Below are 20,295 nucleotides of genomic sequence, written 5' to 3'. Positions count from 1 at the left end.
TCTTGGCGACGCAAGAGAAAGTTACTGCGCCGCCGGGCGCACACCCCGGCCTCCGCCCTCAACAAAGGCATGCGGCAACCACGGAAACAAAGCCGAGGAACAATGGACTAGACCCCCGCCTGCACAGTCCAGCCAAGCAGAGCCCCGGACAAACCGCCAGGCCATTGCAGCTATGGCGTGCCCTTCCTCGCCGCTCGCTGCAGGCGCAGGTGGCGGTTGCGGCGCGGGGGCTGACGCGCACTGCCACTGCGGTGACGGATTAGGTGCAGGTGCTCAGGCGGGAGGCGGGGGTACTGCCGGCAGCGCGGCCGGCGGTACCAGCTCAGCGTAGCGCCAGACCCGAGGTGCAGCCGCGTGGCAGGGCGTTGAGGGCGGTGTGATGCACAACTTCAGCGGTCACCACCGCGCTCAGCGGCCCGCTGGCCCAGAAACCCGTTGCGGTAGCCCGCGATGAATGCGCGCAGCCGCTGCGCATCACCACCCATTGCCAGTTGGTTGCGCACGCGCAAAAGCGCGTCCAGCATTGGTTCAGGGTCCGCGAGAATGACATGCACCTGCTGTGCGGTGCCCGGACTGCACAGGATTGCACAGGATTGCACAGGATTGCACAGGATTGCACAGGATTGCAGCGTCCTTGCCGAGCAACGCCGCGCCGGCCAGATCGGGATCGTGGCCGGCCATCTCCAGCAGCGGCGCCTCTTCGTCGTAGAGCCGGTCCATGTTGCCGGCACTGGCATAGGCCTGCGCCAACGCAAGGAAGTCGGTGGCATCCTTGTTGTTGTCGCGACCACGGTCACGCCAGGCCAGCAGCTTGAGCACCGACAAAGAGGGCAGTGTGCAGACATGCATCGACAGCCCCGCACCCAGATCCACCAGATCCGCACTGTCCAGCCCCTCCCTGAACCCGGCCACATTGAGCACCACGTCATGACCGGGCGGCCAGGCGATGGTCTGGTCGTCTCCTGCAACGCCCCCGAAAGGAATGAGATCCAACGGAATTCCACCGGGGCGCAGGTAGTGCATCCGGTGGGACATGCCGTGCACATCAAAGAACGCCCCTGTGGCGGTGAGTCGATTCTTCAATGCGGTGAAGCGCTCCCAGCTGTCGATGTACAGGCCGATGTCCACATCGCGCGTGGCCCTGAGGACCGCCTGCCCGTACACATGCGTGAGCATGATGTCCCGGGCCATGGCTCCGCCCACGAACACATCAATGCCAAGCGTCTGCGTGGCCGCTTTGGCATGCACAAGAATCGCATGCAGGCCCCGGTCGATGGGTCGGTCGGCGCGGACTTTAAGCACCATTCTTGAGCCGCTCCATCAGCATGCCCGCCACTTCCACGCTGCGGCCTTCATTGCTGGCCATCAGATCTGCGTAGACCAGCAGCAAGGGCGCCACGGCCGGCTCCACAGCCTTCGCCTTCGCCTGATCCGCGCGGGGCCAGAAGGCATCCAACACTTCGATGGGCCCGCCAGGATCCGGGCGCAGGCGGTGCTTGCGCAGTAGTTGACCCCTGTCCAGCCAACTGTAGATGCACGCGCTGGCTGGGTTGATGTATTGCGTGAGCGCAGCAGCAGCCATCTCACCGCCCAGCGCCACCTCGGGTTCATCAGTCAGAAGACTGCCCCCCCGCCAATCGGCACCATCCACGCAGGCGTACCGCTGCGGCTTGAGCTTGCCCCGCAGCGAAATCGGGTACTGCCTGGCCCACTCTACCTGCAGCGCCTCTTTGTTGGCCAAGCGCCGCTTACGCGCTTCACCCGTGATGAACCCCAGCGCCACCAGGTCCTCGATGGCATTCGACGTTGAGCCCAACGCGGCACCGGCCGCCTCGGCGATCGTCCTCACTGGCTGCTGCGCTAGGCCCTCGATGGTCAGCAACGCAAAGATGACCCGCAAGGTGCTGGCCTTGCGCAGGGCGGATTGATCGGTGGCGGCGCGGGGCTCTTTGGGGCGGGGCTTGCCGGTGATGAACAGGTAACTGCCCGGGACGTCGATGTGGGCGTTGCCCACGGTGTCCAGGAAGTTGATGCCGGTGCGCTGGCATTCTTCGGCCAACTTGACAGACAAGTAGGGGGCGATCAAAAGCAACGGGGTGCTGTTGTCACCACGCTCTTTTTCGGCCCGATACCAGATCAAGTCGCTAGTGCGTGCAATATGGCTCACCTGGACCGTAAAACGACCCAGATCTTGCCCAGTCCGAGCGAGCTTGATGATCGCGTTGTTGCGATCCTTTGGGCCCAGAAAATCCACAACCTCACCTTGCAGGACTGGCTCTGCAGCTTCCAACGCTTGTTCAATCACTGTGCCGGTGTTCATTTTTTCACGATGTTCATGTAACGTGAACATTGATGATAAACGAACAAAAGGGGCAATGGAAGGGCCTGCGACCTCTCGATCCACTTTGCATGCGCGTGCTGCTTCCCAACGCCGATTCGAGATCGAAGCGGCAACTTAACCAGAAAAATAACCGGCAATTTCTGCGGACCCTTCAACCAAAATTACCATATATCCATTTGATTTAAAAAGATATTTTTGCTAGCATTGCGGCAAATTTCAACCGGAAACCATGTCCGTTAAACCTACTCCGGTTGCAGCTTACGACCAGCCGCACCAGTTCGAACCACTTCTGCCCACCCAGGGCCTGGCGGAGCTGGGCGAGGCCACCCGGAGGGTCTTTGAAAAATCTGCCGCGCTGAAGGCTGCCGCCAGCCCCGAAGCAAGAACCGCCTTGCGCGAAATCGTGCGCTCGATGAACTCCTACTACTCAAACGGCATCGAGGGGCAAGCGACCCACCCGGCCAACATCGAGCGGGCACTGCGGCATGACTTCTCGGAAAAGCCCGACGTGGCCAGGCGCCAGCGCGTGGCGCTTGCACACATCGAAGCAGAGCGCGATCTGGAACAGAGCTTGACCACCGAAGCCGCCGCGCTGGGCAGCGCCTTCCTGTGCCAGGCGCACAAGAGCCTGTACAGCCGGCTGCCTACCGAAGACCGCCTCACCGAGGACGGTCGACGGGTAGAACCCGGTGCATTGCGGGTGCATGACGTCGCCGTGGGCCGACACCAGCCGCCGGCCTGGCAGTCCGTGCCCCGCTTTCTTGCCCGCATGGACGAGGTGTACAGCCAACTGCGCGGTGTAGACGCCGTCATCTACACCATTGCCGCAGCCCACCACCGCATGGCCTGGACGCACCCCTTCGAGGACGGCAACGGCCGCGCAGTGCGCCTGCAGACGCACTGCGCCCTGCTCCCCATCAGTGGCGGCCTGTGGTCGGTCAACCGCGGGCTCGCGCGCCAGCGCGAGCGATACCACGAACTGCTCGACAGCGCGGACAGCCCACGCCAAGGCGACCTGGACGGGCGAGGCAACCTCAGCCAGAAAATGCTCTGGGAGTGGTGCCGCTATTTCGTCGGGCTGTGCGAGGACCAGGTGAACTTCATGGGCTCCATGCTCGACCTGCCCCAGCTCAAAAACCGCCTGCGGGCCTACGTCATGGTCGAGAGTGCCACCAAGGGGATCACGGAGTACCGCGAAGAGGCTGTCTTGCCGCTGCAGACCGTGGCAGTCAGCGGGGCCATGTCGCGCGGGGACTTCATTCGCATGACCGGCCTGGGCGAGCGCACCGGCCGCAAGGTGGTGTCACGCTTCCTCAGTGACGGGCTGCTCAAGAGCGAAGGGCACAGGGGGGAGTTGAGCATCGCTTTTCCGATGTCTGCGCTGAACATTCTGCTGCCGAACCTTTATCCGGAGGCTTCGACTATTGCGCTGGATTAGTCCGATGCCGCTGGCCGGCCGGGTTCGTCTTTGCGCGATATTCATGCGACGCGAACAAGCGTGGCGATGAGAGGGCGCCACGGCACCACCCGATGCTCCACCGACCGATCCGCTCCTTGGCCTGGGAAAGGCACCTCTCAACGCATCAATATGTGCAGCGAAGCCTTCGCTGCCCTCTGCCGGCCCACGAAGTCTTGCGCCAGCCTCTAGGTGCGCGCTGCCACCTTGGAGTCGATCAAGCCGGCGCACGGCATATCGCCCGCCACCTTGGGCGCAAAGGCCATGGGCGTTATGTCGTAAGTCGGCGTAGCGAGAGGAAGCGCGCGCGACAGATGCGGGAGCACATGCTTTGCGCGGTCCCTCGCTGCGCTTTGTACCGCCAAAAAGAAGGGGCACAAACTACAGCTACCAGCTAGTATCGACGGCACGGAGGTAGCGTTTTTTCTCATACCTCACACACCTGCGGGTAGCAAAATGGCCGGACGTAAACAACACTTCATTCCACAGTACCTGCTCAGAAATTTCGAGGCTTCAAAGACCAGAAAGGAATCGCAGGTCGTTGTCTACAAAAAGGGGGCACAGCCGTACACAACTTCGACCAAAGGTGTCGCCGCTCAACGAGACTTTTACTCGCCGCCTGCAGACGGCTCTGAGGCCACTCTCGACGACATTATTACTACATTTGAAAGTGAGTCTTTCAACCCCGCGCTTGATCGCCTCATAGCCACTCAATCTGGCGACTTGGTTGATTCAGATCTCGCATCGGTCGTCATCGTTCACTTAAGCATTCGAGCAGCCCATACAAGAGGTTCGTTTGCTCAGCTCGCATGCGGGCTTTTTACACAATTCGAGGATGCGCTTAGCGATCCGAATAAACTAAGGAAGCTCATGGACGTTGATTCCGACGCCCCTGACTCAAAAACGATAACAGAAATCGCGCAAACACTTGACGCCCTGGGAGCAGGCAACCTTCCTACCAAGGAGCGCAGGCAGCTTGAGAGAATTATTCGGTTCAAATTCCGCGAGAAATTCGATCTCCTGGCCCCTTCTGTCACCTCAGACGCACTCACTCAGCTGACAGCCATACGAGATGCACTCCCTAAGTTGATAGAGAAAGGCCATTTAGCAGCCCTCCAAAAATCTCTATCCCCCGACGAGCGTTTGAAAGCACTCGAACGCTTGCAGTGGCGTGTGATTTCTGTAGATGCCCCCGCACATGTGCTACTTCCCGATTGTGTTGCAGTGGTCGCAAACAGCGACGGAGAAATGAGCCCTTTCACGATGGCATCTAACGAAGATGTTGCTCTAGTGGCGATGCCAATCAGTGCAACTCAGATTCTTGTTGGCTCTTTGCGCCCACAGATTCCTGAAATAGAGAGCTTGAACCTGACCCTAGCCAAATGCTCGATGGACTTCTTCGTCAGCTCCGTTGAAAGCGCTGAACTGGAGGTGCTGCAAGCCCATATCGGTGAAGCGATCAACAGCTTTACAGACGACTTGATCGCCGACGAATCCCCCCTGACGCAGCCCCTCACAACGCCAGCAACGGACAAGCAGCAAAGCAAAATGCTGCGAGTGAACTTCGCATCGGCTGCGGATAAGAATGCTCAACTTATCAAAGCAATCCATAGCGTTATCGCAGAGCAGTTTGGAGGCTGCGAGACAGATGGAATTCATTCCATTCTCGTTGCCCAAGACGTTCCGAACGAAGTTGCTCGCATGCGTGGCGGACCCTTGTCACCATACGATGTTGCCTTGGCTACCAACGGCACTGTTGAAGTTTTTACGACATCGGCTGAAGCACCACTGAGAATCATCGTTTCAACAAAAATGGCGAGGCTGTTGTTGTCAAAACAGCCACAGTCGCTCAAGGATGGAAGCAATCAACTGAGATTTCTTCTGGGGCGAGCTATTTTTTTTAATGCCTGGTTTGCAAACATAGAGCCAGCACTCCAGACTCGCCAGTTCACAGAAAGAGTGCGCGCAACGCTTGAGGGAACTCGAAGATTTCTCGCGCACATCTACGCATCCAAGGCTGTAGCATCGTTCATGGATGGCGAAGACATGCATCGTGCAGAGCTAGCTTCTGCAAATGACCTTTCAATTGCCCTCAACATGCTGCATGCTGCATGCCAGCAATTCCCAGTGCACGGCAATGTCGAATTTTTGCTCGCCGACGTATTTCCAGCCACAGACCTTCTTCTCACAACCATCGCTGGATATTGCAGCCTGAAGACCGCGAAGTCGCTAGACCTCGAACCCTCGTCAGCAGTTTGCCAACTCATTACAGACGCAGGTCTGCAGGACTGGTTGAGGCTGTTTGACCGCGATCTTCGAGAACAAATTGAATTGATCAATCGGCCTTCTCCATCGCTCCCTGCCTTGCTAATTATGGCGGAGCATGTGGAGCGAATAATGTGGCAGTTTGGCATCTTCATGTCTGACACAGAGGAAGGTCGAACTTGGATTGACGTGAAAAGTGAGGTGGAGTTAGCGGGGATACGACAAATTCTGAACTCCTGACGTTTGGTGTGAAGAATGCGAAAACGGTCTCTCAATACCCCCCTCTCCTCCCCCCATACCCCCCGCCCGCCGCACCACCCCGCCCCGCCCCCAGCATTGATGCCCGCGGCTCCACCACCGCAAACCGCAGCATCATCACCCCATACCGCGTGGCGCTCTGCAGGTCATCGCGCAGCTTCACGATCAGCCCATCCTTGCGGTGGTACAGCCGCCATTCCTCCAGCCAATCCCCACACGTGCTGAACACCTTGAAGCGCCCGGTCTGCATGCGCGTGAGCAAGTCGCTGATGCCGGCCTCCAGGCCGTTGCTCCCGTCTTCGAAGGTTGCGCGCTCGGGCAGCAAATTCACGCCCAGGGTGCGGTACTGGCCGGCGAGCTGTTCGCCGCTGCCCTTGTCGTGCTGCAGGCCATCGTGCGGCCAGGCCACGGGCATCCAGCGGCCGCGCGCGGCGATCAGCGGGGCCTGCATGGCCACGCTGGTTTCGCGCACGCGAAAGGTGTCGTATACGTAGACGGTGTCGGTGTCGCGGTCCCACGCCAGCCAGGCGGCTGCGGCGGGGTGGTCCCAGCCGAAGTCCAGGCCCACGATGCGCGGCCAGTGCGTGGGCAGCGCGAACGGCGGCACGACGATGGACTCCTCGGCCACCGGGAACACCTTGCCGCTGCCCAGCACGGGCACGCCATTCATGCGCGCCTCGCGCTCGTGCGGGGGAAAGCTCTCGGCCAGTTCCTGCTTGGTCTTCTCGTCAAGGTGGGGCACGTCGTTCCAGCCGGCCTGGATGATGGCTTTGCTCATGGGGTGCTTCCAAAAAATGCGAAGTAGGTAGACACACGGTAGGGAGCCTTGGGTTCGCCACGCCTGTCGCACTCCCTGTGAACAGACTTATTCATAGATTTGCACAAAACCGCAATTTCATTAATATCTATGAATGCCGCGACAAAACGCACCTCACTCGGAGCACCCGTCAGCAGTGCTGCGCGAGATCGAGCAACTTGGCCTGAACATCACCATCGCGCGCAAGCGCCGGGGCGAAACGCAGGGGCAATGGGCCAGCAAGCTGGGCGTATCGCAGCCCACCATGGCCCGCATCGAACGGGGCGACCCGTCCGTGGCGATGGCCTCGTATGTGATGTGCATGTGGCTCATCAACCAGGCCAATGGCCTAGCGGATTTGATCGCCCCGCTGCAAGACCATGCGGCGCTCGAACGCGAGGTGCGCAGGTTGCGCCAAAAGAGCAAGCCGCCATCGGTACCGAAGCACACACCCGTTGGGCCAACCGCACCAAGACCAGTTGCTGGTAGCCAGAGAGGTAATACCCCTGCCAAGCCTGCGGCTAGGCGCAATCAGAAAAGCCCGCCTGCGCCAGCCGAACAATCCACAGGAGGCAAAGTGGGAGCCAAGAAGGCACGAGCCATTACCGCCACGGAATCGACCGAGGCCATCCACAAACACATCCGCGCTTCTGCCGCCAAAGGCAACGCTACGGCCCAGGGCCTGGCAGCCCTGCTGCTGGGCAAGCGACCTAGCGCAAGGCGTTAGCGCCTCGCGCTACCAAGCGACGCTGTAGTTTTGAGGAAGCAGGCCCCTGGGCAGGTAGAGCGGGTGGGCCGGCGTGCCATCCTGGGTCAATCGAAGGAACTGGAGGGAAGCCATTTCGCCGAGCATCCGGATCACCGCTTGGGCTCTTGGACGCAACGTCTTTGGCGGCAAACCATAAGCAAGCACAACCATCCGGGCCTCGCCCGCCATCTCCAGCAGTGCCGCGTCATTTCCGGGGCCTACCGGGTCGTCAACGCCAGCCAGCAGCTTGCTGTCGGTAACGCGGTAGGCGTGCATGTTTCCCACCAATTGCCCGCCGTAGCCCCAGGCCCTTGCGAGCCTGCCCGTCTTGATCAGCGTCGGATCGGCATGCTCCACGCCCGCCACAGAGGGATTCATCAAGAGGAACATGACGGTGGGACGTTTTTCGTCCCAGACTTCAGTCAGCGCATAGCGGTACCGTCCGCAGTCCGAAAATTGCGCGCAAACCCGCGAATCTACGGGCCAAGCGGGCTTCCTCCGGCCACCGGGATCATGGGCGCTTACGCTGGGCGGGATGGGCTGGTCGGGCATGAACATGCAATCAGGCGCCGTGGCTCTGCGCTTCAAGCGCCCGGCCTGTAACCATCCTTGAGCCACCCCTCGAAAATATCCGACAGCTTGGGCACCGCTTCCTCCTTGGCCTTGCCCCGGCTGATGAAGAGCGCCAGCTCCTTGCGCCCCTGCTCTTCGCGCCCCGCGAAGGCATGGCACATGGCCGCGGCCATGTGCAGTGGCAGCTGCATATGGCGCTGCTTCGACTCTTCGGCCATCTCGATCACCTGCGCAAAGACGTGGGCAGGTGTGGGGGCCGCCTGCCAGAACGCCTGTGCCTGGGCGATTGCCGCGTGCACCTTCTCGAGCATGCCCGTCAGCAGCCCATCCACGCCCCAGATGCAAGACAGGTTGTGCGCCGCACCCTGGCCATCCACAAAGGCATCGAGCAAGGCCGATTTTTCCGTGCGGTGCCATTTGGGCTTGCCACCCGCCAGGTGGGGCACGGCGTCGAAAGAGTAGCCCCACCGCGGCGACAAACCGCTGCCCAGCTGCCAATACTCAAAGATGCGGCGAATGGGCGCGGCACTGCTGTTCACCCACAGCATCGGACGCACATTGACAAAACCTTGTGGCCCCAACGCCGCGTCTACCAATGGCGCAATGTGGGCACGGCATTCGGCGATGGTGAGCAATTGGAATTCACGCATGGGCGTGATCGTACTGCCTCAGCACGCCCCAGAGCAGCCATCACGCCACACCTGCTGCGCCGCCATCTCCCCCAACCACCACCCCCTTCGTCAAGAAATCCAGCACCACCTCCGTCGCCCCCTCCAGCGGCGTGAAGGTGATCGCAATCAAGCCCTGCGTCGTCGCGGTGCGCGTCAAGCACTCGTTGTACACCGCCACCGGCGGCTCCTCGTCCAGCCACACCCAGTGCCGCGCGGTGCCCTCGAAGGCCTTGCGGCCCTGGTCGTACGACTTGAAGCCGATGACCGATTCGCCCCCGCCCTGGTGGCGCACGCACAGGTAGTCGAGTGCGCCGTTGGCGCCGGCGCGGGGGCGGGCCTTGGCGATGTCGTCGGTGGGGACCATGCCGGTGCCGGGCTGGCCCGGCGGGCCGTAGAGTTCGAGCTGCACGATGTCGCGCGTGGTCTCCAGCGACTTGCCGGCGGCCCAGGCCTGGATGGGGCCATCGAAGCGGCGGCCCTCCCACCAGGCGGGGTAGCGGCCGGTGAGGTGCAGGGCCGTCTCGTACGCGCCGCCGATGGTCTTGCCCACGCGGTTGCCGGCCATGAAGCAGCGCTCGCGGTGCGTGGCGCCGGCCTTGAAGAAAGCCAGGTGCCGCGCATACAGCGCGCGGCGCAGGGGGCCTTCGTCCTGAAAGAAGCGGCGCATGCGCCAGCCGGCGAGCTTGTCGCGCAGCAGGGCTTCGAGGGCCTCGATCTCTTCGATGGAGGCGTGGGCCAGGGCCTCGGGAAGGTGAGGCAGGCACTTCATGTCAGGTGGCACCGTGCGACTTCCCCTTGATCGACTTCACCAGCTCCAGCGCCGCCAGCATGCCCTCGGCCCGGTCAGCGGGCATCTGGGCCAGGGCCTTGCGCAAGGGGTCGGGCGCGTCGTCGGCCTTCTTGGCGAACATGCCCAGGTGCGTGCCCAGCAGGTCCAGCGCCTTGAGCTTTTCGGGCGACTTGAACTTCTTGCCCAGCTCCAGCTGGCCGCCGGGGCCGATCTCCACCACCTCGATGGAGGCGATGGCCGCAGCGGTGGCGCCGTCGAGGTCCTGCACGCGCTTGAGGCTGCCGTCATCGTTGAAGAGCTTGCGGATGTCGAAGAAGGCGATGCCAGCGAGTTCGCGCACCACCATGTCCTGGGTGACGCTGTCGCCCGGTGTGGGGCCGGGTGCCACGCCCAGGCCGGGTGGGCGGCCTGCCGCCTGCGGGTCGGACACAGCGCTCGCCACCGCCCTCAGCCGCGGAGCGCGGCCGGGCCGCGCGGCCTGCGGGGTTGCTGCTGGGGCGGCGGCCTTGCCAGTCTGGCCATCGGCCGCCATCAGCGTGAACTGCAGTTGCTGATCGGCGGGGTCGATGGGGAAAATGGGGTCGACACGCATCATGGCACCAGGGGTTTGGGCAACTTCCCCGGTCATGCCGCCCCCGCCCCGCGCACCAAGCGCTCCATCGCAGCAATCACGCGCAGGCGGTCGGCATCGTGCTGGCATTCGCCACGCAGCCAGTCGGCCGGAAAGAGCACGTTCACCGCGCCCAGCGCCGCATAGGGCACGTGCTCGCGCGCGGCCTTGATGAGGGCCGTGGCGCTGCCCAGCGGGTGCAGGTCGCCACGCAGGTAGACCAGGCCCGATGCGGACACACCGGCGTGCAGGGGCGCGCTGCCCGGGGCCTGCAGTTCGATGAGGTGCAGGTCTTCTTCGCTGTGGTGTTCAACGTCCATGGGCAAGTCTCCTGGTGGGCAATCAGCGGGCCATTGCAAGTGCTCGGCGCGCATCCATCTCCGACACGCGCACATCGCCCCCCACGCGCCGCAGCAGGATGCTGTAGCGCTGCACCTGGCGCCGCCCGCGCGCGCTCGATGCGGGGCCGGGGGCAGACTGCACGGTGCCCGCCTCGCGCAGCTTGGCCAGGCAGCTGCTGATCTCGGGGTGGGAGGTCTTGGGCAGGTCCAGCGCGGCGCCGATCTCGCCCAGCGTGAGCGGCTGGCCGGCCTGGCTGTGCAGTAGCTTTTCCACGCGCGACTTGAGGCCGCCGGCACGGATGCTGGTGATGGTGCGCGTGGGCATGGTCAGGGCCATGGCACCTGCGGCGCTGTGCAGGTGGGTACAAAGGTGTAACTGCGTGTGTGCTTGCATGGGCAGAACTCAAGGGTTGAAGGGGCTTGGCGCGCTTGCCACGGTGGCGGCACGGCAACTTGGCTGTGGCCCTGCAGGCAGCGCCGGTACTGGGTTGTGGAGTGATGGCATGCCACGGCGCAGGCAGAAGAAAGCGCCCCGCAGCCGGGGCCCCGCCAGGGCTTTGCCTGCTTGGCGCAAATACGACAGCGCAGCGGCGCACAGGGCTTCGCCCGTTACGATCAGCCGCCAAAAATCACATAACAAGGGATCGTTCATGAAGGCACCAACCCAGCTCAAAGCCATTTGCGCCGCCATTGCGGCCACCACCTTGTCGATGTCCGCCTCGGCGGCGATCGACATCGACCTCACCCAGTCCGGCTACCAGACCGATGCGGTCGACACGTTCACCGTCAAGCGCCTGAAGGTGCCCGGCGCGGGCGAGTGGGATGTCACCTTCAAGTGGGACCCGCAGTCCCTGCACTTCGTACCCCAGGCCGTGGCCGCCAGCGCCGCAGCCCAGTTGCAGATCTCGGGCCCGACCACGGTGAACGAGGCCGGCACCATCACTCTGTCTGCCGCCGTGCGCAATGCCGATGGCAGCACCACCCCCACCGTGGCCGTGTGGAGCGTGGTGCCCGCCTCGGCAGGCACCATCACGCCGCAGGGCGTGTTCCTGGCCGCCAGCCAGACGGCCGACGTGAACGCCGTGTTCACCGCCAGCGTGCTGCTGCAGGGGAAGACCATCACCAGCACCTACACGGTGAAGGTGGCCAACGTGTCGGCCGCATCGCGCACCTGCGCCGGCGCGCTGGCGAACAACGCCAACGGCATGCTGCTGGCCGACTTCGGTGTGAACCCCGAGACGCAGAAGGTCACCATGCTGCTCACGGCCGCATCGGGCAACCCGGGCTTTCTGAGCGGCAGCTTCTTCTTCGTGCAGGGCACCACCTCGGTGGCCGTGTCGCAGTACACCTACGACGCCGGCACCGCCCTCTTCACGCCCCAGGGCGGCTGGTCGGGCGTCGGCACCATCGCCTCGCCCACGCAGAAGCAGGCCGTGTTCTCGGCCTTCCCGTCGAGCATCAACCTGGCGCAGCCGTTCCAGATCCGGTATGCCGCGATCGCAGGAGCACCAGGCACCATCGCCTGCAACTGAGCTGAGCCGAGAGCGGCTAAAAAGCCCTTCTGGCGTCGTTGCTCCGTCTTGTCGTACTACCGTACTGCCTGCGACGGAGCGCCTAGCCAGAACCGCTTCGCTGGGCTTTGTAGCCGCTCTGGAGCAGAGACCTGCACTGCGTCACATACCGTTGGTATCACCAGAAGGATTGCCATCCTTCACGGGCCAGGCGTCGCGGAGGGCTCTTGCATCAGCCGCGTGGCCATCTGCCTGGCGCGCCAGGCTTTGATAGCTTCGGCTGCAGTCAGCGAATAGCTCACCGACGGCAGTGGCGTACTCAGCGACGGCGGCGGGGGCAGCGCCATGGGCAATGCGGCGGGCGGCGTCGGCGGCTTGCTCGCGCAGGCCGTCAGACAGAGCGCGAGCGCGGGCAGCATCGCGCTGCAAAGTGGCTTCACGGGTACGTGCAACATTGAGGGCTCCTTGGTACTTAATGGAGGTAGCGCGCTCTGCCGCCCATGCGGCTTGGCTGGCGCGTGCGCGCTCGGTGGCATGGGTGGCCTGCAGGCTGGTGATCTGGCCACCCAGGCGCCAGTCCTGCACCTGCCAGGCTGCGGTGGCGGCCAAGGCCGCGCCGAGCACGGCCGCAGCGGTGTGGGTGATGAGCAGCGGTGCCACTACCGCCCCCCTTCCACATAGGCCACAGGCACATTGCCGAAGAAGCGCCAGAACGACAGCACGGGCACACCGTCGCGGCGAACCACGATGCCCAGGCCCGCCATGTCCGCCAGCGACAGCTCGCCGCGCAGCAGCATCACTGGCTCGTTCGCGGTGGTGCGGCAGCGGTTGAAGCACTGCTGCGCAGGCACCCAGCCGGCCACGCTGCTGTAGCCCAGCGTGGTCGCACCCGATGTGGCCGTGTAGGTCACCGGCTGGGGCGTGGGCGGCATGGTCAGCAGCACCATGCCCAGGACGATATCCACCACAGCAGTCATGGCCGTGCCTCCAGCCCCTGCAGGCATGCGGCAGTCTCTGCCGCACGCCGGTTGGCCAGGCCCTGCACAAAGCGCATCTCGGGCTTGCCATCGGGCAGCATGCGACCCGTGCGCACATAGCTCCACACGGGCTTGCCACTGTCGGACACGCCCAGCCGCCAGCAGCCCAGCGCCCAGTCGCCCGCATTCCACGCCACCATGGCCTGGCTGGCGCAGGTGTTGCCCACGCCGTTGTTCCAGGCATGGCTGGTGGCCATGTCGAACACGCTCTGCGGCGGCAGCCGCGTGAAGCACCGGGCCAGGCGCAGCTGCAGCGCCTCGATGGCGGCGCCCTCTTCCTGCGCGCAGCGCGCAGGCGTCCAGCGCTGGCCCACGACCACCGGCGTGCGGGTCACATGCCGCGTGATGCCCTTGCACACCGTGGGCAGCCCACCCGCCAGCGCGTCGGCATACACCAGCCCGGGGTCGCGCACGTCGGGCTCCCACTGTCCAAGAAAGGTGAGCACCGCGGCGCTGGCCAGCGCGAGGGAGCCGACCAGGTGGGGGATGTAGCGCAAGGCGCGGTCGGCGCCGGCAGAAGGGGTGGCGTTCATTCTTCGGCCCCTTGCTCGCCCAGCTCGCTCTCCTCGCCCAGCCCCTGGCGCAGGCGCGCCATGCGCAGCGCATGCTCGCGCGCCTGGCGGCGGTTGGCCTCGCGCTTGTAGTACCAGGTGACGGCCAGGCCCGCGATGGCCACGGCCGCGCCGACCAGGCCCAGGAATTCGTTGGAGGTGAGCCAGCCAAAGCTGGTGAGCCCGGCGCCGGTGGCAATGGCCTTGCTGCCGGTGGCGCCCAGGGCCTCGATGGTGTCGTTGGTGGTGGTGGTGTGCATGGCGGGGTACTCCTTGCGGGTTCAGGCGCTCTGACAGCGAAGGCGGGCGCAAAAAAAGCCGCTGCTGCGGCTGGTGCGGTGGGTGGCGGTGCGGGGGGGCCCAGGCGAAGAAATCGCCCATAAAAAAAGTCCCGCAGGGCACACCATGCGGGACTGGCTGGTACGGATTTCGAATCCGCATGAAATCTCTGGACGAGCGTTGCCCTTTACTGTCTACCGCAGTCGCTACAGGCAAGGGCCAGGCTGTGGCTGCGGGCAATCAACGAAGGGGCGACGTGCGAGAAAATGGCTTGTCTACATTTCTTGCAATCGTCGGCTGCAATTTTAACCCCGGTCCTTGGTGGCATGCAAGCGTTTTTTCATCGACTGGTGCCGGCGGGCCACGCAATCGTCGATCAGGTTGAGCAGGCGGCGCCCGTCCTGGCCCATGGGTTCGACCGCCTTGCGGGTGCCGCCGCAGGCCTTGCACACGCGGCCCAGCAGGGGGGTGCCGGGCACCAGCGAGCTGCCGCGGCCCAGGCACGCGTGGCAGGTGGGGTCGAGCCAGTAGCACACGCAGCTGCGCGCCAGGGTGCGCGCATCGGCCAGGCCTTTGGCGGCGGCCCAGCGCTCCACGGCGCTGAGCACCTGGCCCAGCGACCGCAGGCGGCCCAGCAGTTGCGGGGCGTCGGCGCCCAGATCGCCGTGGCGCGGCAGTGCGGCGCTGTCCCACTCGCCGCGCAGGCGCATCAGCGCGCCGCCCAGCATGCCGGGCGACCAGCCGGCGGCAATCAGCACGTCGGCGTCGCCGCGGCGATCCGGGTCCACCTTGAGGTTGGAGGACGATGTGCCCGCACGGGTGTAGGCCTCTTCCACGGTGCGGTGGTGGTGGTTGGTATGGTGGTCGGTCATCAGCATGGTCGTCCTGGATGGTTGTTGTGGGTATCGATGTCGCTGCCACCGGTGGCATGGCTGCGCGGGTCGCGCGGCAGCACCCCGCAGCGCGCGGCGTTGTCCTGCAGGGCCCTCAGGCGCCGGTACTCCGCCAGCACCACGGCATGGCCGGCGGCGGCGCGGGCCGCGCCGAACACGGCGGCCAGCTCGCCCTGGTAGGCATCGGTGTGGGCACCCTCTTTCACCGAGCGCCAGAACTGCGGGCCCTGCGCCAGCGCGCGCACCTTGCAGCCGTGGCAGTGGGCGCGAAACAGGGGGCTGTGGGCGCGGGTCTGCGCTGCCTGGCATGCGGGGCACGGCTGCCCTGGCCCACCGCTGCGCAGCAGGGCGCAGACCCCGGCGCCGGTGCCTGGGTGCGCGGCAGCCAACGGCGCGGCGTTCATGCCCAGCCCTCCTCGACCATGGCGATCAAGCGCTGCAGGGTGGCGCGGTCCATGGCCGGCAGGATGACCTGCAGCACCGCATCGAACGCTGCCGCGTAGAAGCGCTCGAAGGTCTTCTGGTCCATGGCCTCATAGCGAATCGAGCGCAGCACCGGGACGGTGTTGCCGGTGCGCGGGTCGATGGCATCGTCGCAATAGCCGGCGGCCAGCTTCACGGCCACCAGGGCTTTTTCCGGGGTGTCATAGACCTCGGTACTTTCTGCCACCACCTGCAGCAGCGCGAACAGGCGCCGGTGGTGCGGGCCGTTGCGCGGACGGCTCCATTCCATGCGCAGACAGGTGCCGGGTTTCATCACTTCGAGCTTGCGCGCAAAGCGGGCCCAGGCGTCCTGGTCGGCCGGGGTGCTGCCGCGCAGGCCTTCGGGGGATTTGACGAGCATGGCTTTCATGGGTGGTACGTCCTTTCTGCGGTGGTGTTCAGTGGTGGGTTGGCGGCGCCCTGGTGGTAGCCGGGCCGGCGCGCCACGGGCGCGGTGCGCAATGCGCCGGGCCGTGGTTGCACCGGGCTGGCGCCCGTGGAGGCCAGGGCGCGCTGCGGGGTACGCTGCAAAGCCGAAGGCAAAGGTGTTGCGGCACGCGGTGCTGCCGAGGACGCGTGAGTTGCATCACGCGGCGCTGCCGCAAGGGCCTGCAGCGTGTGAAAGCGCACCGCCGTCTTGCCGGCCGCGCTGCCGCCGTCATAGACCAGGCGCGCGCGCTCCGCATTGCCAATGAATGCGATGCGCGGCGGGGGCAGGCCGACCTTGGCGTACTCGCTGTCGGGGCTGCGGTCGCCGCCCAGGCAGCGCGGGTAGTCGAAGCTGCCGCGCCCGGTGTAGGCGCGGTGGCTTTCGCAAAAGCGGTGCTGCAGGTAGCCCAGCTCGCTGAGGTCCGTGCGGCACACCTTGGGCCAGCCGCCCAGGTCCACCACGGTGGCGTGGATGGCGGGGTCGTCGAACACCACGTCGGTGTAGGCACCCACGCTGCCCATGGCCTCCAGCGTCTTGCCCCAGGCCAGGGCCGCACGGTCGGCCGCCGTGCCGGCAAGGATGCGCACCACGTCGGCCACGCGCGGCGCAAAGCGGCCGTGCTCGGCATCTGTCGCATGGCGCTGCATGGCCTGGCGGATCTGCGAGAGCTCGAACGGCTGGCACGCGCCCCACCACAGGTCCAGCACGAAGCGGCTGGCGTCCTGCCGGTAGTAGGCGAGCACGTCGGTGACCAGTTGCGCAAACGGGGCGCGTTCAGAGGGCTGCATGGGCTGGCTCCTTTCCATGGGCGGGTGGGTGGTGGGGTGTCGGTGACTGCTCGGCGGCCCCGGGCACCTCGGCCGCCCAGGCATCGGCCACGCTGCGGTTGCGCAGCTCCAGCGCTTCCTGCCGGTTGGCCGGCGCGTGGATGGCCGGGGCATGGCCGCCTGCAGCGGGGCCGCCGCCACGCTGCCCTGCGGCGCGCATGCAGATGGCCTTGAGGTACTCGGCCGGGTCCACCGGGCGGGCCACGCAGGTGGCGCGCACCGCGTCGACCACGATGTCGTTGCCGTAGTCCTTGCACAGCCGGCCCACGAAGCTGCCGCACTGCGCCTTGGGCATGCCGGCCTGCTGCAGCAGCGACTTGCCCACCGACCACAGCTCGTCGCGCGTCATCTCGGCCGGCGTTGCGCCCCGCCCCTGTGCAGGCGCACTGGCAGACCCATCGGCAGGAACATCGCCGAGCAGGCTGGGGGGCTCCAGCACGGCGGCGCAGCCCGTTACGCCAGTAACGGTGTCTTGAGAAGGTTCTGTTCTCTCTCCATCTCCATCTCCATCTCCATCTCCATCTCGTTCTCGGCTCCGTTCCGTTCTGTTCCCTTTAAGGCCGGTTTCCGCCGGAAAACCAGCGGACGGGTGGCCACTTTCCGCCGGAAAATCCCCGCCCGGCGCCGCAAGGCCATCCCCCTGCGGCAGGCATTCCCCGCCCCTGGCCGCCATGCCGTGCGGGTGGGCGCCGGATTTCCACTGCGCCTGGGTGGGCACGTGGAGCGGCGGCTTGCCCTCCTTGGCGCGCTTGGCGTTCTCCTTGCGCAGGCGGTCGCAGAATTTTTCGTACGCGTACTTCTCCTTGGCGGCAAAGGCCGCAATGGCCTTCTCTGCCACCACCGGGTGGTACAGGCGCCCGTCCGCGCACTTCACAAAGCCGTGCAGCGCGGCGGCGCGCACCTTCTTCCATTCCTTGAGCACGCGGCCGTAGCCGGCCAGGTTGGCCAGCTCCACATCGTCGTCGGGCAGCGAGGCCGCGGGCACCTGGTGCCAGGCCGCGCACCACAGCAGAATGCCCGCGCGAAACGCCTCGCCCTCGGCAGCGGCCGCGAACTTCGAGTCGCGCAGGCGCCGCACGTCGAGCTCCATGTACTGGAAGTCGCTCAGGTCGCACGCGGGCGAAGTCAGCGGCGCAGGCAGGCCTGCGGCATTGACCACATCGGCGGGGGGTTTGCTGCTGTGGCTCAAGCGGCCTCCTGCTCCAGGCGGCGGGAATGGCACGGCTGGCGTGGGCGCCCTGCGTGCGTGGGCGCCGTCGCCGCCGCGCATGCACCATAGGCCGCATTGAACTGCGCCCACAGGTCCGAGCCCGCCTCATGGTGGTTGGCCTCCACCAGGGGGATGTGCTGCGCCGCGGCCCACTGCGCTGCCGCCTGCAGCGCCCGGGGCGTGAGCCGCTCGATGGCGGTGGTGGGTGAATGGGCAGCCGGCACCGGCATCACTGCCTCCAGTCGCGCGCAATGCGGCGGCTCTTGTCCAGGCTGGCCTGGGACTGGGCCCGGCTCTCGATGCAGATGGCGCCCTGCGCCCGCGGAGCCAGCCCCACGGTGCGCAGCCCTCTGCAATTGAACAGCAGCACCCTGCCGGCAGGCAGCTCGGGCCGGTGCGCAGAAGCACTGCGCGCGGCATCGGCACCGCGCGGGCGCACCGATTCGAAGGCATTGGGGCCCGCGTGCATGGGGGATGGTGGTGATCGCATGGCTCGTCAAACTCCTCACAAGGCGTGCGGGCGCCCACGCTCCCGAGGGAGCGCACTGGCCCATTGAAGAAAAGTGCCCGGCGCCAAAAGCAGCGCCGGGCAAAGTCCATGGCGCCTGCTGCGTCAGCGCCATGGAAGGAGAAATCAAGGGATCGAAATGGCGCTGGCCATCCGCCCCGTCAATCAATTCATCAATCAATCCACCCCTGGATCGGGGTCCGCCGGGGCTGCGGGGCCCCGGGATCGCGGCAACATGCCCGCAAAGTCCACCGCCCCTTGCGTCAGCGCATGCAGCTCGTGCATGCGGCTTCGGGGCACCGCCCGGCGCCAATGCGTGATGGCGCTCGGCGTCAAGCCAAAGTGCTCTGCCACCGCCTTGTTGCGGCCAGGTTCGGCATCCAGCCAGTCCGTGAATCTCATGGCCTGCAGTTTAGTTTTAACTAAACAAATAGTCAAGTACAAGCTAAAACAACTTGCCAAAAATTTAGCTACAGCTAAACTGCGCAACCATGAGCAACGACAGCACCCGCCGCGCGGAATTCACCGCCTACTTCGAGAAGCACTTCGGCACCGACCGCCAGCGCTTCATGGACCAGTTCGGCGTGAGCAAGGGCCGCATGACGCAGTACCTGGACGAGGAAGAGGCCTTCGGCGAGCGCGCCGCCCTCAACCTCGAAAAGCGCGCCCACCTGCCCATGGGCACCATGTTCCCCTCGCTGCTGCGCACCGGCAGCGAGGCCGCGCGCATCCTCGCGCCCGAGGGCGTGCCCGTGGTGGGCACCGCGCAGCTGGGCGACGACGGCTACTTCTGCGAGCTGCAGTACCCCGTGGGCCACGGCGACGGCCGCATCAACTGGCCCACGCGCGACCCCAATGCGTATGCCCTGCGCTGCAAGGGCGAGAGCATGAAGCCGCGCATCCGCCACGGCGAGTTCGTCGTCATCGAGCCCAACCATGGCTTCAATCCCGGTGACGAGGTGCTGGTGCGCGAGCGCAGCGGCAAGGTCATGGTCAAGCAGCTGGCCTATGTGCGCGATGGGATGGTGCACCTGGATTCGGTGAACGAGGCGCACCCGCGGATCAGCATTCCGGAGGATGAGGTGGAGGTGATTCAGTATGTGGCGGGGATAGCGAAGTCGGCGTTGTGGAGCAATGACTGAGCGCCCATTGATGACCTCCACATACACCTGCATTGGCTTCGACATCCGTGTCTGGCCCTGCGACGGCATCCCCAGCGTGGGTCTGTCGGGCTGGAGCCAGCACGATGCCATGCATGCAACCATCACCAGGGAGTTTGGGCTGCAGGAGAACCTGTACCAGCTCCTGGACATCAAGGATCAAGAAACGCTGGACGCGGTCACCCAGGCCATCCGGCTCAACGGCGCGTGCAACCTGATCGCCCTACAGATCCCGGAACCCGTGGCGACGTGGCAGAACGAACGCTTCGGACACCCGCTGGGCAATCCCGCGCTGTCGCTCGAGGAATTTCAAAGCATGGGCATCGACGTAGCGGACATCAATGGTTTCTTCTCAATACTGTCCTTCGACCCCATCTCGAAGTTCAGGAAATCGACCGACCTGATCGATGAACGCAATCTCGATGAAGTCCTTCACGTCGTCCAACTGGCTGGGTTTGTCGACCGAGGCCATGCGCCTTACTGTGCGGTGAAAATTTCTGCGTTGAAGGTCTGACTACGACAACGTCTCGGTCTCGATGGTTGATGCTTGCTTTTGC

General features: G+C 65.0%; 28 protein-coding genes. 6 read left to right on the top strand and 22 right to left on the bottom strand.

Features of this window, described 5'->3' with window-relative positions; genetic code table 11:
• Positions 1 to 389 precede the first annotated feature (389 nt).
• The 3 genes from ASE28_RS33385 to ASE28_RS27380 are packed head-to-tail and all read right to left on the bottom strand — an operon-like array spanning position 390 to position 2,320.
• Positions 390 to 524, bottom strand: coding sequence for a hypothetical protein (locus tag ASE28_RS33385; protein ID WP_255361102.1), 135 nt, complete (start codon positions 522 to 524; stop codon positions 390 to 392).
• Between the two features lie 4 nt (positions 525 to 528).
• A complete protein-coding gene (locus ASE28_RS27385; RefSeq protein ID WP_235516231.1) occupies positions 529 to 1,305 on the bottom strand; it encodes a nucleotidyl transferase AbiEii/AbiGii toxin family protein in 777 nt (258 codons plus the stop codon).
• Positions 1,295 to 2,320, bottom strand: coding sequence for a type IV toxin-antitoxin system AbiEi family antitoxin (locus ASE28_RS27380; RefSeq protein WP_162262285.1), 1,026 nt, complete (start codon positions 2,318 to 2,320; stop codon positions 1,295 to 1,297). The genes ASE28_RS27385 and ASE28_RS27380 overlap by 11 nt, the downstream gene beginning before the upstream one ends.
• A 250-nt stretch (positions 2,321 to 2,570) precedes the next feature.
• Here ASE28_RS27380 and ASE28_RS27370 point away from each other — a divergent pair, with 250 nt between their 5' ends.
• Both ASE28_RS27370 and ASE28_RS31690 read left to right on the top strand, forming a co-directional pair.
• Positions 2,571 to 3,779 carry a Fic family protein gene (locus tag ASE28_RS27370; RefSeq protein ID WP_057269297.1) on the top strand — a complete coding sequence of 403 codons (1,209 nt, stop codon included), beginning with the start codon at positions 2,571 to 2,573 and terminating at the stop codon, positions 3,777 to 3,779.
• Positions 3,780 to 4,253: 474 nt separating this feature from the next.
• On the top strand, positions 4,254 to 6,302 hold the full coding sequence (locus ASE28_RS31690; protein WP_082608280.1) for a DUF4238 domain-containing protein: 2,049 nt from the start codon (positions 4,254 to 4,256) through the stop codon (positions 6,300 to 6,302).
• Between the two features lie 31 nt (positions 6,303 to 6,333).
• Here the strand turns inward: ASE28_RS31690 and ASE28_RS27365 are convergent, their stop codons facing one another.
• Entirely contained in the window at positions 6,334 to 7,098 is a 765-nt protein-coding gene (locus ASE28_RS27365; RefSeq protein WP_057269296.1) for a hypothetical protein, read from the bottom strand.
• A 175-nt stretch (positions 7,099 to 7,273) separates the two neighbouring features.
• Between ASE28_RS27365 and ASE28_RS33265 the strand changes: the two genes are divergently transcribed.
• Positions 7,274 to 7,843: a helix-turn-helix transcriptional regulator gene (locus ASE28_RS33265; RefSeq protein WP_235516230.1), complete on the top strand. Its 570-nt coding sequence runs from the start codon at positions 7,274 to 7,276 to the stop codon at positions 7,841 to 7,843.
• Between the two features lie 9 nt (positions 7,844 to 7,852).
• On the opposite strand, the gene ASE28_RS32525 is transcribed toward ASE28_RS33265, so the two are convergent.
• Genes ASE28_RS32525 through ASE28_RS27330 form a run of 6 tightly spaced genes read right to left on the bottom strand, consistent with a single transcriptional unit; the run spans position 7,853 to position 11,243 of the window.
• Positions 7,853 to 8,422 (bottom strand): DUF1643 domain-containing protein, encoded by a 570-nt coding sequence (locus ASE28_RS32525; protein ID WP_162262284.1) that lies wholly within the window; start codon positions 8,420 to 8,422, stop codon positions 7,853 to 7,855.
• Between the two features lie 26 nt (positions 8,423 to 8,448).
• A complete protein-coding gene (locus ASE28_RS32520) occupies positions 8,449 to 9,087 on the bottom strand; it encodes a hypothetical protein (RefSeq protein WP_162262283.1) in 639 nt (212 codons plus the stop codon).
• Positions 9,088 to 9,127: 40 nt separating this feature from the next.
• Entirely contained in the window at positions 9,128 to 9,877 is a 750-nt protein-coding gene (locus tag ASE28_RS27345) for a terminase large subunit domain-containing protein (protein ID WP_235516229.1), read from the bottom strand.
• Position 9,878: 1 nt separating this feature from the next.
• Positions 9,879 to 10,493, bottom strand: a complete 615-nt coding sequence (locus tag ASE28_RS27340; RefSeq protein WP_057269291.1) for a terminase small subunit — start codon at positions 10,491 to 10,493, stop codon at positions 9,879 to 9,881.
• A 29-nt stretch (positions 10,494 to 10,522) separates the two neighbouring features.
• Positions 10,523 to 10,828: a hypothetical protein gene (locus ASE28_RS27335; protein ID WP_057269290.1), complete on the bottom strand. Its 306-nt coding sequence runs from the start codon at positions 10,826 to 10,828 to the stop codon at positions 10,523 to 10,525.
• Between the two features lie 22 nt (positions 10,829 to 10,850).
• The gene (locus ASE28_RS27330; protein WP_157412508.1) at positions 10,851 to 11,243 is read right to left on the bottom strand and encodes a hypothetical protein; all 393 of its coding nucleotides are present in this window, start codon (positions 11,241 to 11,243) and stop codon (positions 10,851 to 10,853) included.
• A gap of 256 nt (positions 11,244 to 11,499) precedes the next feature.
• Here ASE28_RS27330 and ASE28_RS27325 point away from each other — a divergent pair, with 256 nt between their 5' ends.
• The gene (locus ASE28_RS27325; protein ID WP_057269289.1) at positions 11,500 to 12,381 is read left to right on the top strand and encodes a hypothetical protein; all 882 of its coding nucleotides are present in this window, start codon (positions 11,500 to 11,502) and stop codon (positions 12,379 to 12,381) included.
• Between the two features lie 141 nt (positions 12,382 to 12,522).
• Here ASE28_RS27325 and ASE28_RS32375 read toward each other — a convergent pair whose 3' ends face one another.
• The 12 genes from ASE28_RS32375 to ASE28_RS27265 all read right to left on the bottom strand — a co-directional run bounded on the left by ASE28_RS32375 (position 12,523) and on the right by ASE28_RS27265 (position 18,980).
• Positions 12,523 to 13,020, bottom strand: coding sequence for a hypothetical protein (locus ASE28_RS32375; protein WP_057269288.1), 498 nt, complete (start codon positions 13,018 to 13,020; stop codon positions 12,523 to 12,525).
• Positions 13,020 to 13,337 carry a hypothetical protein gene (locus ASE28_RS27315; RefSeq protein WP_057269287.1) on the bottom strand — a complete coding sequence of 106 codons (318 nt, stop codon included), beginning with the start codon at positions 13,335 to 13,337 and terminating at the stop codon, positions 13,020 to 13,022. The genes ASE28_RS32375 and ASE28_RS27315 overlap by 1 nt, the downstream gene beginning before the upstream one ends.
• On the bottom strand, positions 13,334 to 13,930 hold the full coding sequence (locus ASE28_RS27310) for a lysozyme (RefSeq protein WP_057269286.1): 597 nt from the start codon (positions 13,928 to 13,930) through the stop codon (positions 13,334 to 13,336). Before ASE28_RS27310 ends, ASE28_RS27315 begins: the two co-directional genes overlap by 4 nt.
• Positions 13,927 to 14,208, bottom strand: a complete 282-nt coding sequence (locus ASE28_RS27305) for a holin (RefSeq protein ID WP_057269285.1) — start codon at positions 14,206 to 14,208, stop codon at positions 13,927 to 13,929. The genes ASE28_RS27310 and ASE28_RS27305 overlap by 4 nt, the downstream gene beginning before the upstream one ends.
• A 324-nt stretch (positions 14,209 to 14,532) precedes the next feature.
• Positions 14,533 to 15,105, bottom strand: coding sequence for a hypothetical protein (locus tag ASE28_RS27300; protein ID WP_057269284.1), 573 nt, complete (start codon positions 15,103 to 15,105; stop codon positions 14,533 to 14,535).
• Complete coding sequence (locus ASE28_RS27295) at positions 15,099 to 15,524, bottom strand: hypothetical protein (protein WP_057269283.1); 426 nt, start codon at positions 15,522 to 15,524, stop codon at positions 15,099 to 15,101. The genes ASE28_RS27300 and ASE28_RS27295 overlap by 7 nt, the downstream gene beginning before the upstream one ends.
• Positions 15,521 to 15,973, bottom strand: coding sequence for a hypothetical protein (locus tag ASE28_RS27290; protein ID WP_057269282.1), 453 nt, complete (start codon positions 15,971 to 15,973; stop codon positions 15,521 to 15,523). Before ASE28_RS27290 ends, ASE28_RS27295 begins: the two co-directional genes overlap by 4 nt.
• Positions 15,970 to 16,821: a DUF6475 domain-containing protein gene (locus ASE28_RS27285; RefSeq protein ID WP_057269281.1), complete on the bottom strand. Its 852-nt coding sequence runs from the start codon at positions 16,819 to 16,821 to the stop codon at positions 15,970 to 15,972. The genes ASE28_RS27290 and ASE28_RS27285 overlap by 4 nt, the downstream gene beginning before the upstream one ends.
• The gene (locus ASE28_RS27280) at positions 16,808 to 18,049 is read right to left on the bottom strand and encodes a DUF1376 domain-containing protein (protein ID WP_057269280.1); all 1,242 of its coding nucleotides are present in this window, start codon (positions 18,047 to 18,049) and stop codon (positions 16,808 to 16,810) included. Before ASE28_RS27280 ends, ASE28_RS27285 begins: the two co-directional genes overlap by 14 nt.
• Entirely contained in the window at positions 18,046 to 18,300 is a 255-nt protein-coding gene (locus ASE28_RS27275) for a hypothetical protein (RefSeq protein ID WP_057269279.1), read from the bottom strand. The genes ASE28_RS27280 and ASE28_RS27275 overlap by 4 nt, the downstream gene beginning before the upstream one ends.
• Positions 18,300 to 18,560 carry a hypothetical protein gene (locus tag ASE28_RS27270; RefSeq protein WP_157422150.1) on the bottom strand — a complete coding sequence of 87 codons (261 nt, stop codon included), beginning with the start codon at positions 18,558 to 18,560 and terminating at the stop codon, positions 18,300 to 18,302. Before ASE28_RS27270 ends, ASE28_RS27275 begins: the two co-directional genes overlap by 1 nt.
• A 195-nt stretch (positions 18,561 to 18,755) precedes the next feature.
• Positions 18,756 to 18,980, bottom strand: a complete 225-nt coding sequence (locus ASE28_RS27265; RefSeq protein WP_057202743.1) for a hypothetical protein — start codon at positions 18,978 to 18,980, stop codon at positions 18,756 to 18,758.
• Positions 18,981 to 19,069: 89 nt separating this feature from the next.
• On the opposite strand from ASE28_RS27265, the gene ASE28_RS27260 reads away from it, so the two are divergent.
• Positions 19,070 to 19,720, top strand: a complete 651-nt coding sequence (locus ASE28_RS27260) for a S24 family peptidase (RefSeq protein WP_057202742.1) — start codon at positions 19,070 to 19,072, stop codon at positions 19,718 to 19,720.
• 10 nt (positions 19,721 to 19,730) lie between these two features.
• The gene (locus tag ASE28_RS27255) at positions 19,731 to 20,252 is read left to right on the top strand and encodes a hypothetical protein (protein WP_057269277.1); all 522 of its coding nucleotides are present in this window, start codon (positions 19,731 to 19,733) and stop codon (positions 20,250 to 20,252) included.
• The last annotated feature ends 43 nt before the right edge of the window (positions 20,253 to 20,295 follow it).

This window comes from Acidovorax sp. Root219 (assembly GCF_001428665.1).
Classification (GTDB): Bacteria; Pseudomonadota; Gammaproteobacteria; order Burkholderiales; family Burkholderiaceae_C; genus Acidovorax.
This window is presented reverse-complemented; position numbering and strand designations above follow the sequence as displayed.

Excerpts from the sequence above, each read along its gene's own strand:
- ASE28_RS33385 (WP_255361102.1), bottom strand. The coding sequence starts at position 524 with ATGCTGGACGCGCTTTTGCGCGTGCGCAACCAACTGGCAATGGGTGGT.
- ASE28_RS27385 (WP_235516231.1), bottom strand. The coding sequence starts at position 1,305 with ATGGTGCTTAAAGTCCGCGCCGACCGACCCATCGACCGGGGCCTGCAT.
- ASE28_RS27380 (WP_162262285.1), bottom strand. The coding sequence starts at position 2,320 with ATGAACACCGGCACAGTGATTGAACAAGCGTTGGAAGCTGCAGAGCCA.
- ASE28_RS27370 (WP_057269297.1), top strand. The coding sequence starts at position 2,571 with ATGTCCGTTAAACCTACTCCGGTTGCAGCTTACGACCAGCCGCACCAG.
- ASE28_RS31690 (WP_082608280.1), top strand. The coding sequence starts at position 4,254 with ATGGCCGGACGTAAACAACACTTCATTCCACAGTACCTGCTCAGAAAT.
- ASE28_RS27365 (WP_057269296.1), bottom strand. The coding sequence starts at position 7,098 with ATGAGCAAAGCCATCATCCAGGCCGGCTGGAACGACGTGCCCCACCTT.
- ASE28_RS32525 (WP_162262284.1), bottom strand. The coding sequence starts at position 8,422 with ATGTTCATGCCCGACCAGCCCATCCCGCCCAGCGTAAGCGCCCATGAT.
- ASE28_RS32520 (WP_162262283.1), bottom strand. The coding sequence starts at position 9,087 with ATGCGTGAATTCCAATTGCTCACCATCGCCGAATGCCGTGCCCACATT.
- ASE28_RS27345 (WP_235516229.1), bottom strand. The coding sequence starts at position 9,877 with ATGAAGTGCCTGCCTCACCTTCCCGAGGCCCTGGCCCACGCCTCCATC.
- ASE28_RS27340 (WP_057269291.1), bottom strand. The coding sequence starts at position 10,493 with ATGATGCGTGTCGACCCCATTTTCCCCATCGACCCCGCCGATCAGCAA.
- ASE28_RS27335 (WP_057269290.1), bottom strand. The coding sequence starts at position 10,828 with ATGGACGTTGAACACCACAGCGAAGAAGACCTGCACCTCATCGAACTG.
- ASE28_RS27330 (WP_157412508.1), bottom strand. The coding sequence starts at position 11,243 with ATGCAAGCACACACGCAGTTACACCTTTGTACCCACCTGCACAGCGCC.
- ASE28_RS27325 (WP_057269289.1), top strand. The coding sequence starts at position 11,500 with ATGAAGGCACCAACCCAGCTCAAAGCCATTTGCGCCGCCATTGCGGCC.
- ASE28_RS27315 (WP_057269287.1), bottom strand. The coding sequence starts at position 13,337 with ATGACTGCTGTGGTGGATATCGTCCTGGGCATGGTGCTGCTGACCATG.
- ASE28_RS27310 (WP_057269286.1), bottom strand. The coding sequence starts at position 13,930 with ATGAACGCCACCCCTTCTGCCGGCGCCGACCGCGCCTTGCGCTACATC.
- ASE28_RS27305 (WP_057269285.1), bottom strand. The coding sequence starts at position 14,208 with ATGCACACCACCACCACCAACGACACCATCGAGGCCCTGGGCGCCACC.
- ASE28_RS27300 (WP_057269284.1), bottom strand. The coding sequence starts at position 15,105 with ATGCTGATGACCGACCACCATACCAACCACCACCACCGCACCGTGGAA.
- ASE28_RS27295 (WP_057269283.1), bottom strand. The coding sequence starts at position 15,524 with ATGAACGCCGCGCCGTTGGCTGCCGCGCACCCAGGCACCGGCGCCGGG.
- ASE28_RS27290 (WP_057269282.1), bottom strand. The coding sequence starts at position 15,973 with ATGAAAGCCATGCTCGTCAAATCCCCCGAAGGCCTGCGCGGCAGCACC.
- ASE28_RS27285 (WP_057269281.1), bottom strand. The coding sequence starts at position 16,821 with ATGCAGCCCTCTGAACGCGCCCCGTTTGCGCAACTGGTCACCGACGTG.
- ASE28_RS27275 (WP_057269279.1), bottom strand. The coding sequence starts at position 18,300 with ATGCCGGTGCCGGCTGCCCATTCACCCACCACCGCCATCGAGCGGCTC.
- ASE28_RS27270 (WP_157422150.1), bottom strand. The coding sequence starts at position 18,560 with ATGCGATCACCACCATCCCCCATGCACGCGGGCCCCAATGCCTTCGAA.
- ASE28_RS27265 (WP_057202743.1), bottom strand. The coding sequence starts at position 18,980 with ATGAGATTCACGGACTGGCTGGATGCCGAACCTGGCCGCAACAAGGCG.
- ASE28_RS27260 (WP_057202742.1), top strand. The coding sequence starts at position 19,070 with ATGAGCAACGACAGCACCCGCCGCGCGGAATTCACCGCCTACTTCGAG.
- ASE28_RS27255 (WP_057269277.1), top strand. The coding sequence starts at position 19,731 with ATGACCTCCACATACACCTGCATTGGCTTCGACATCCGTGTCTGGCCC.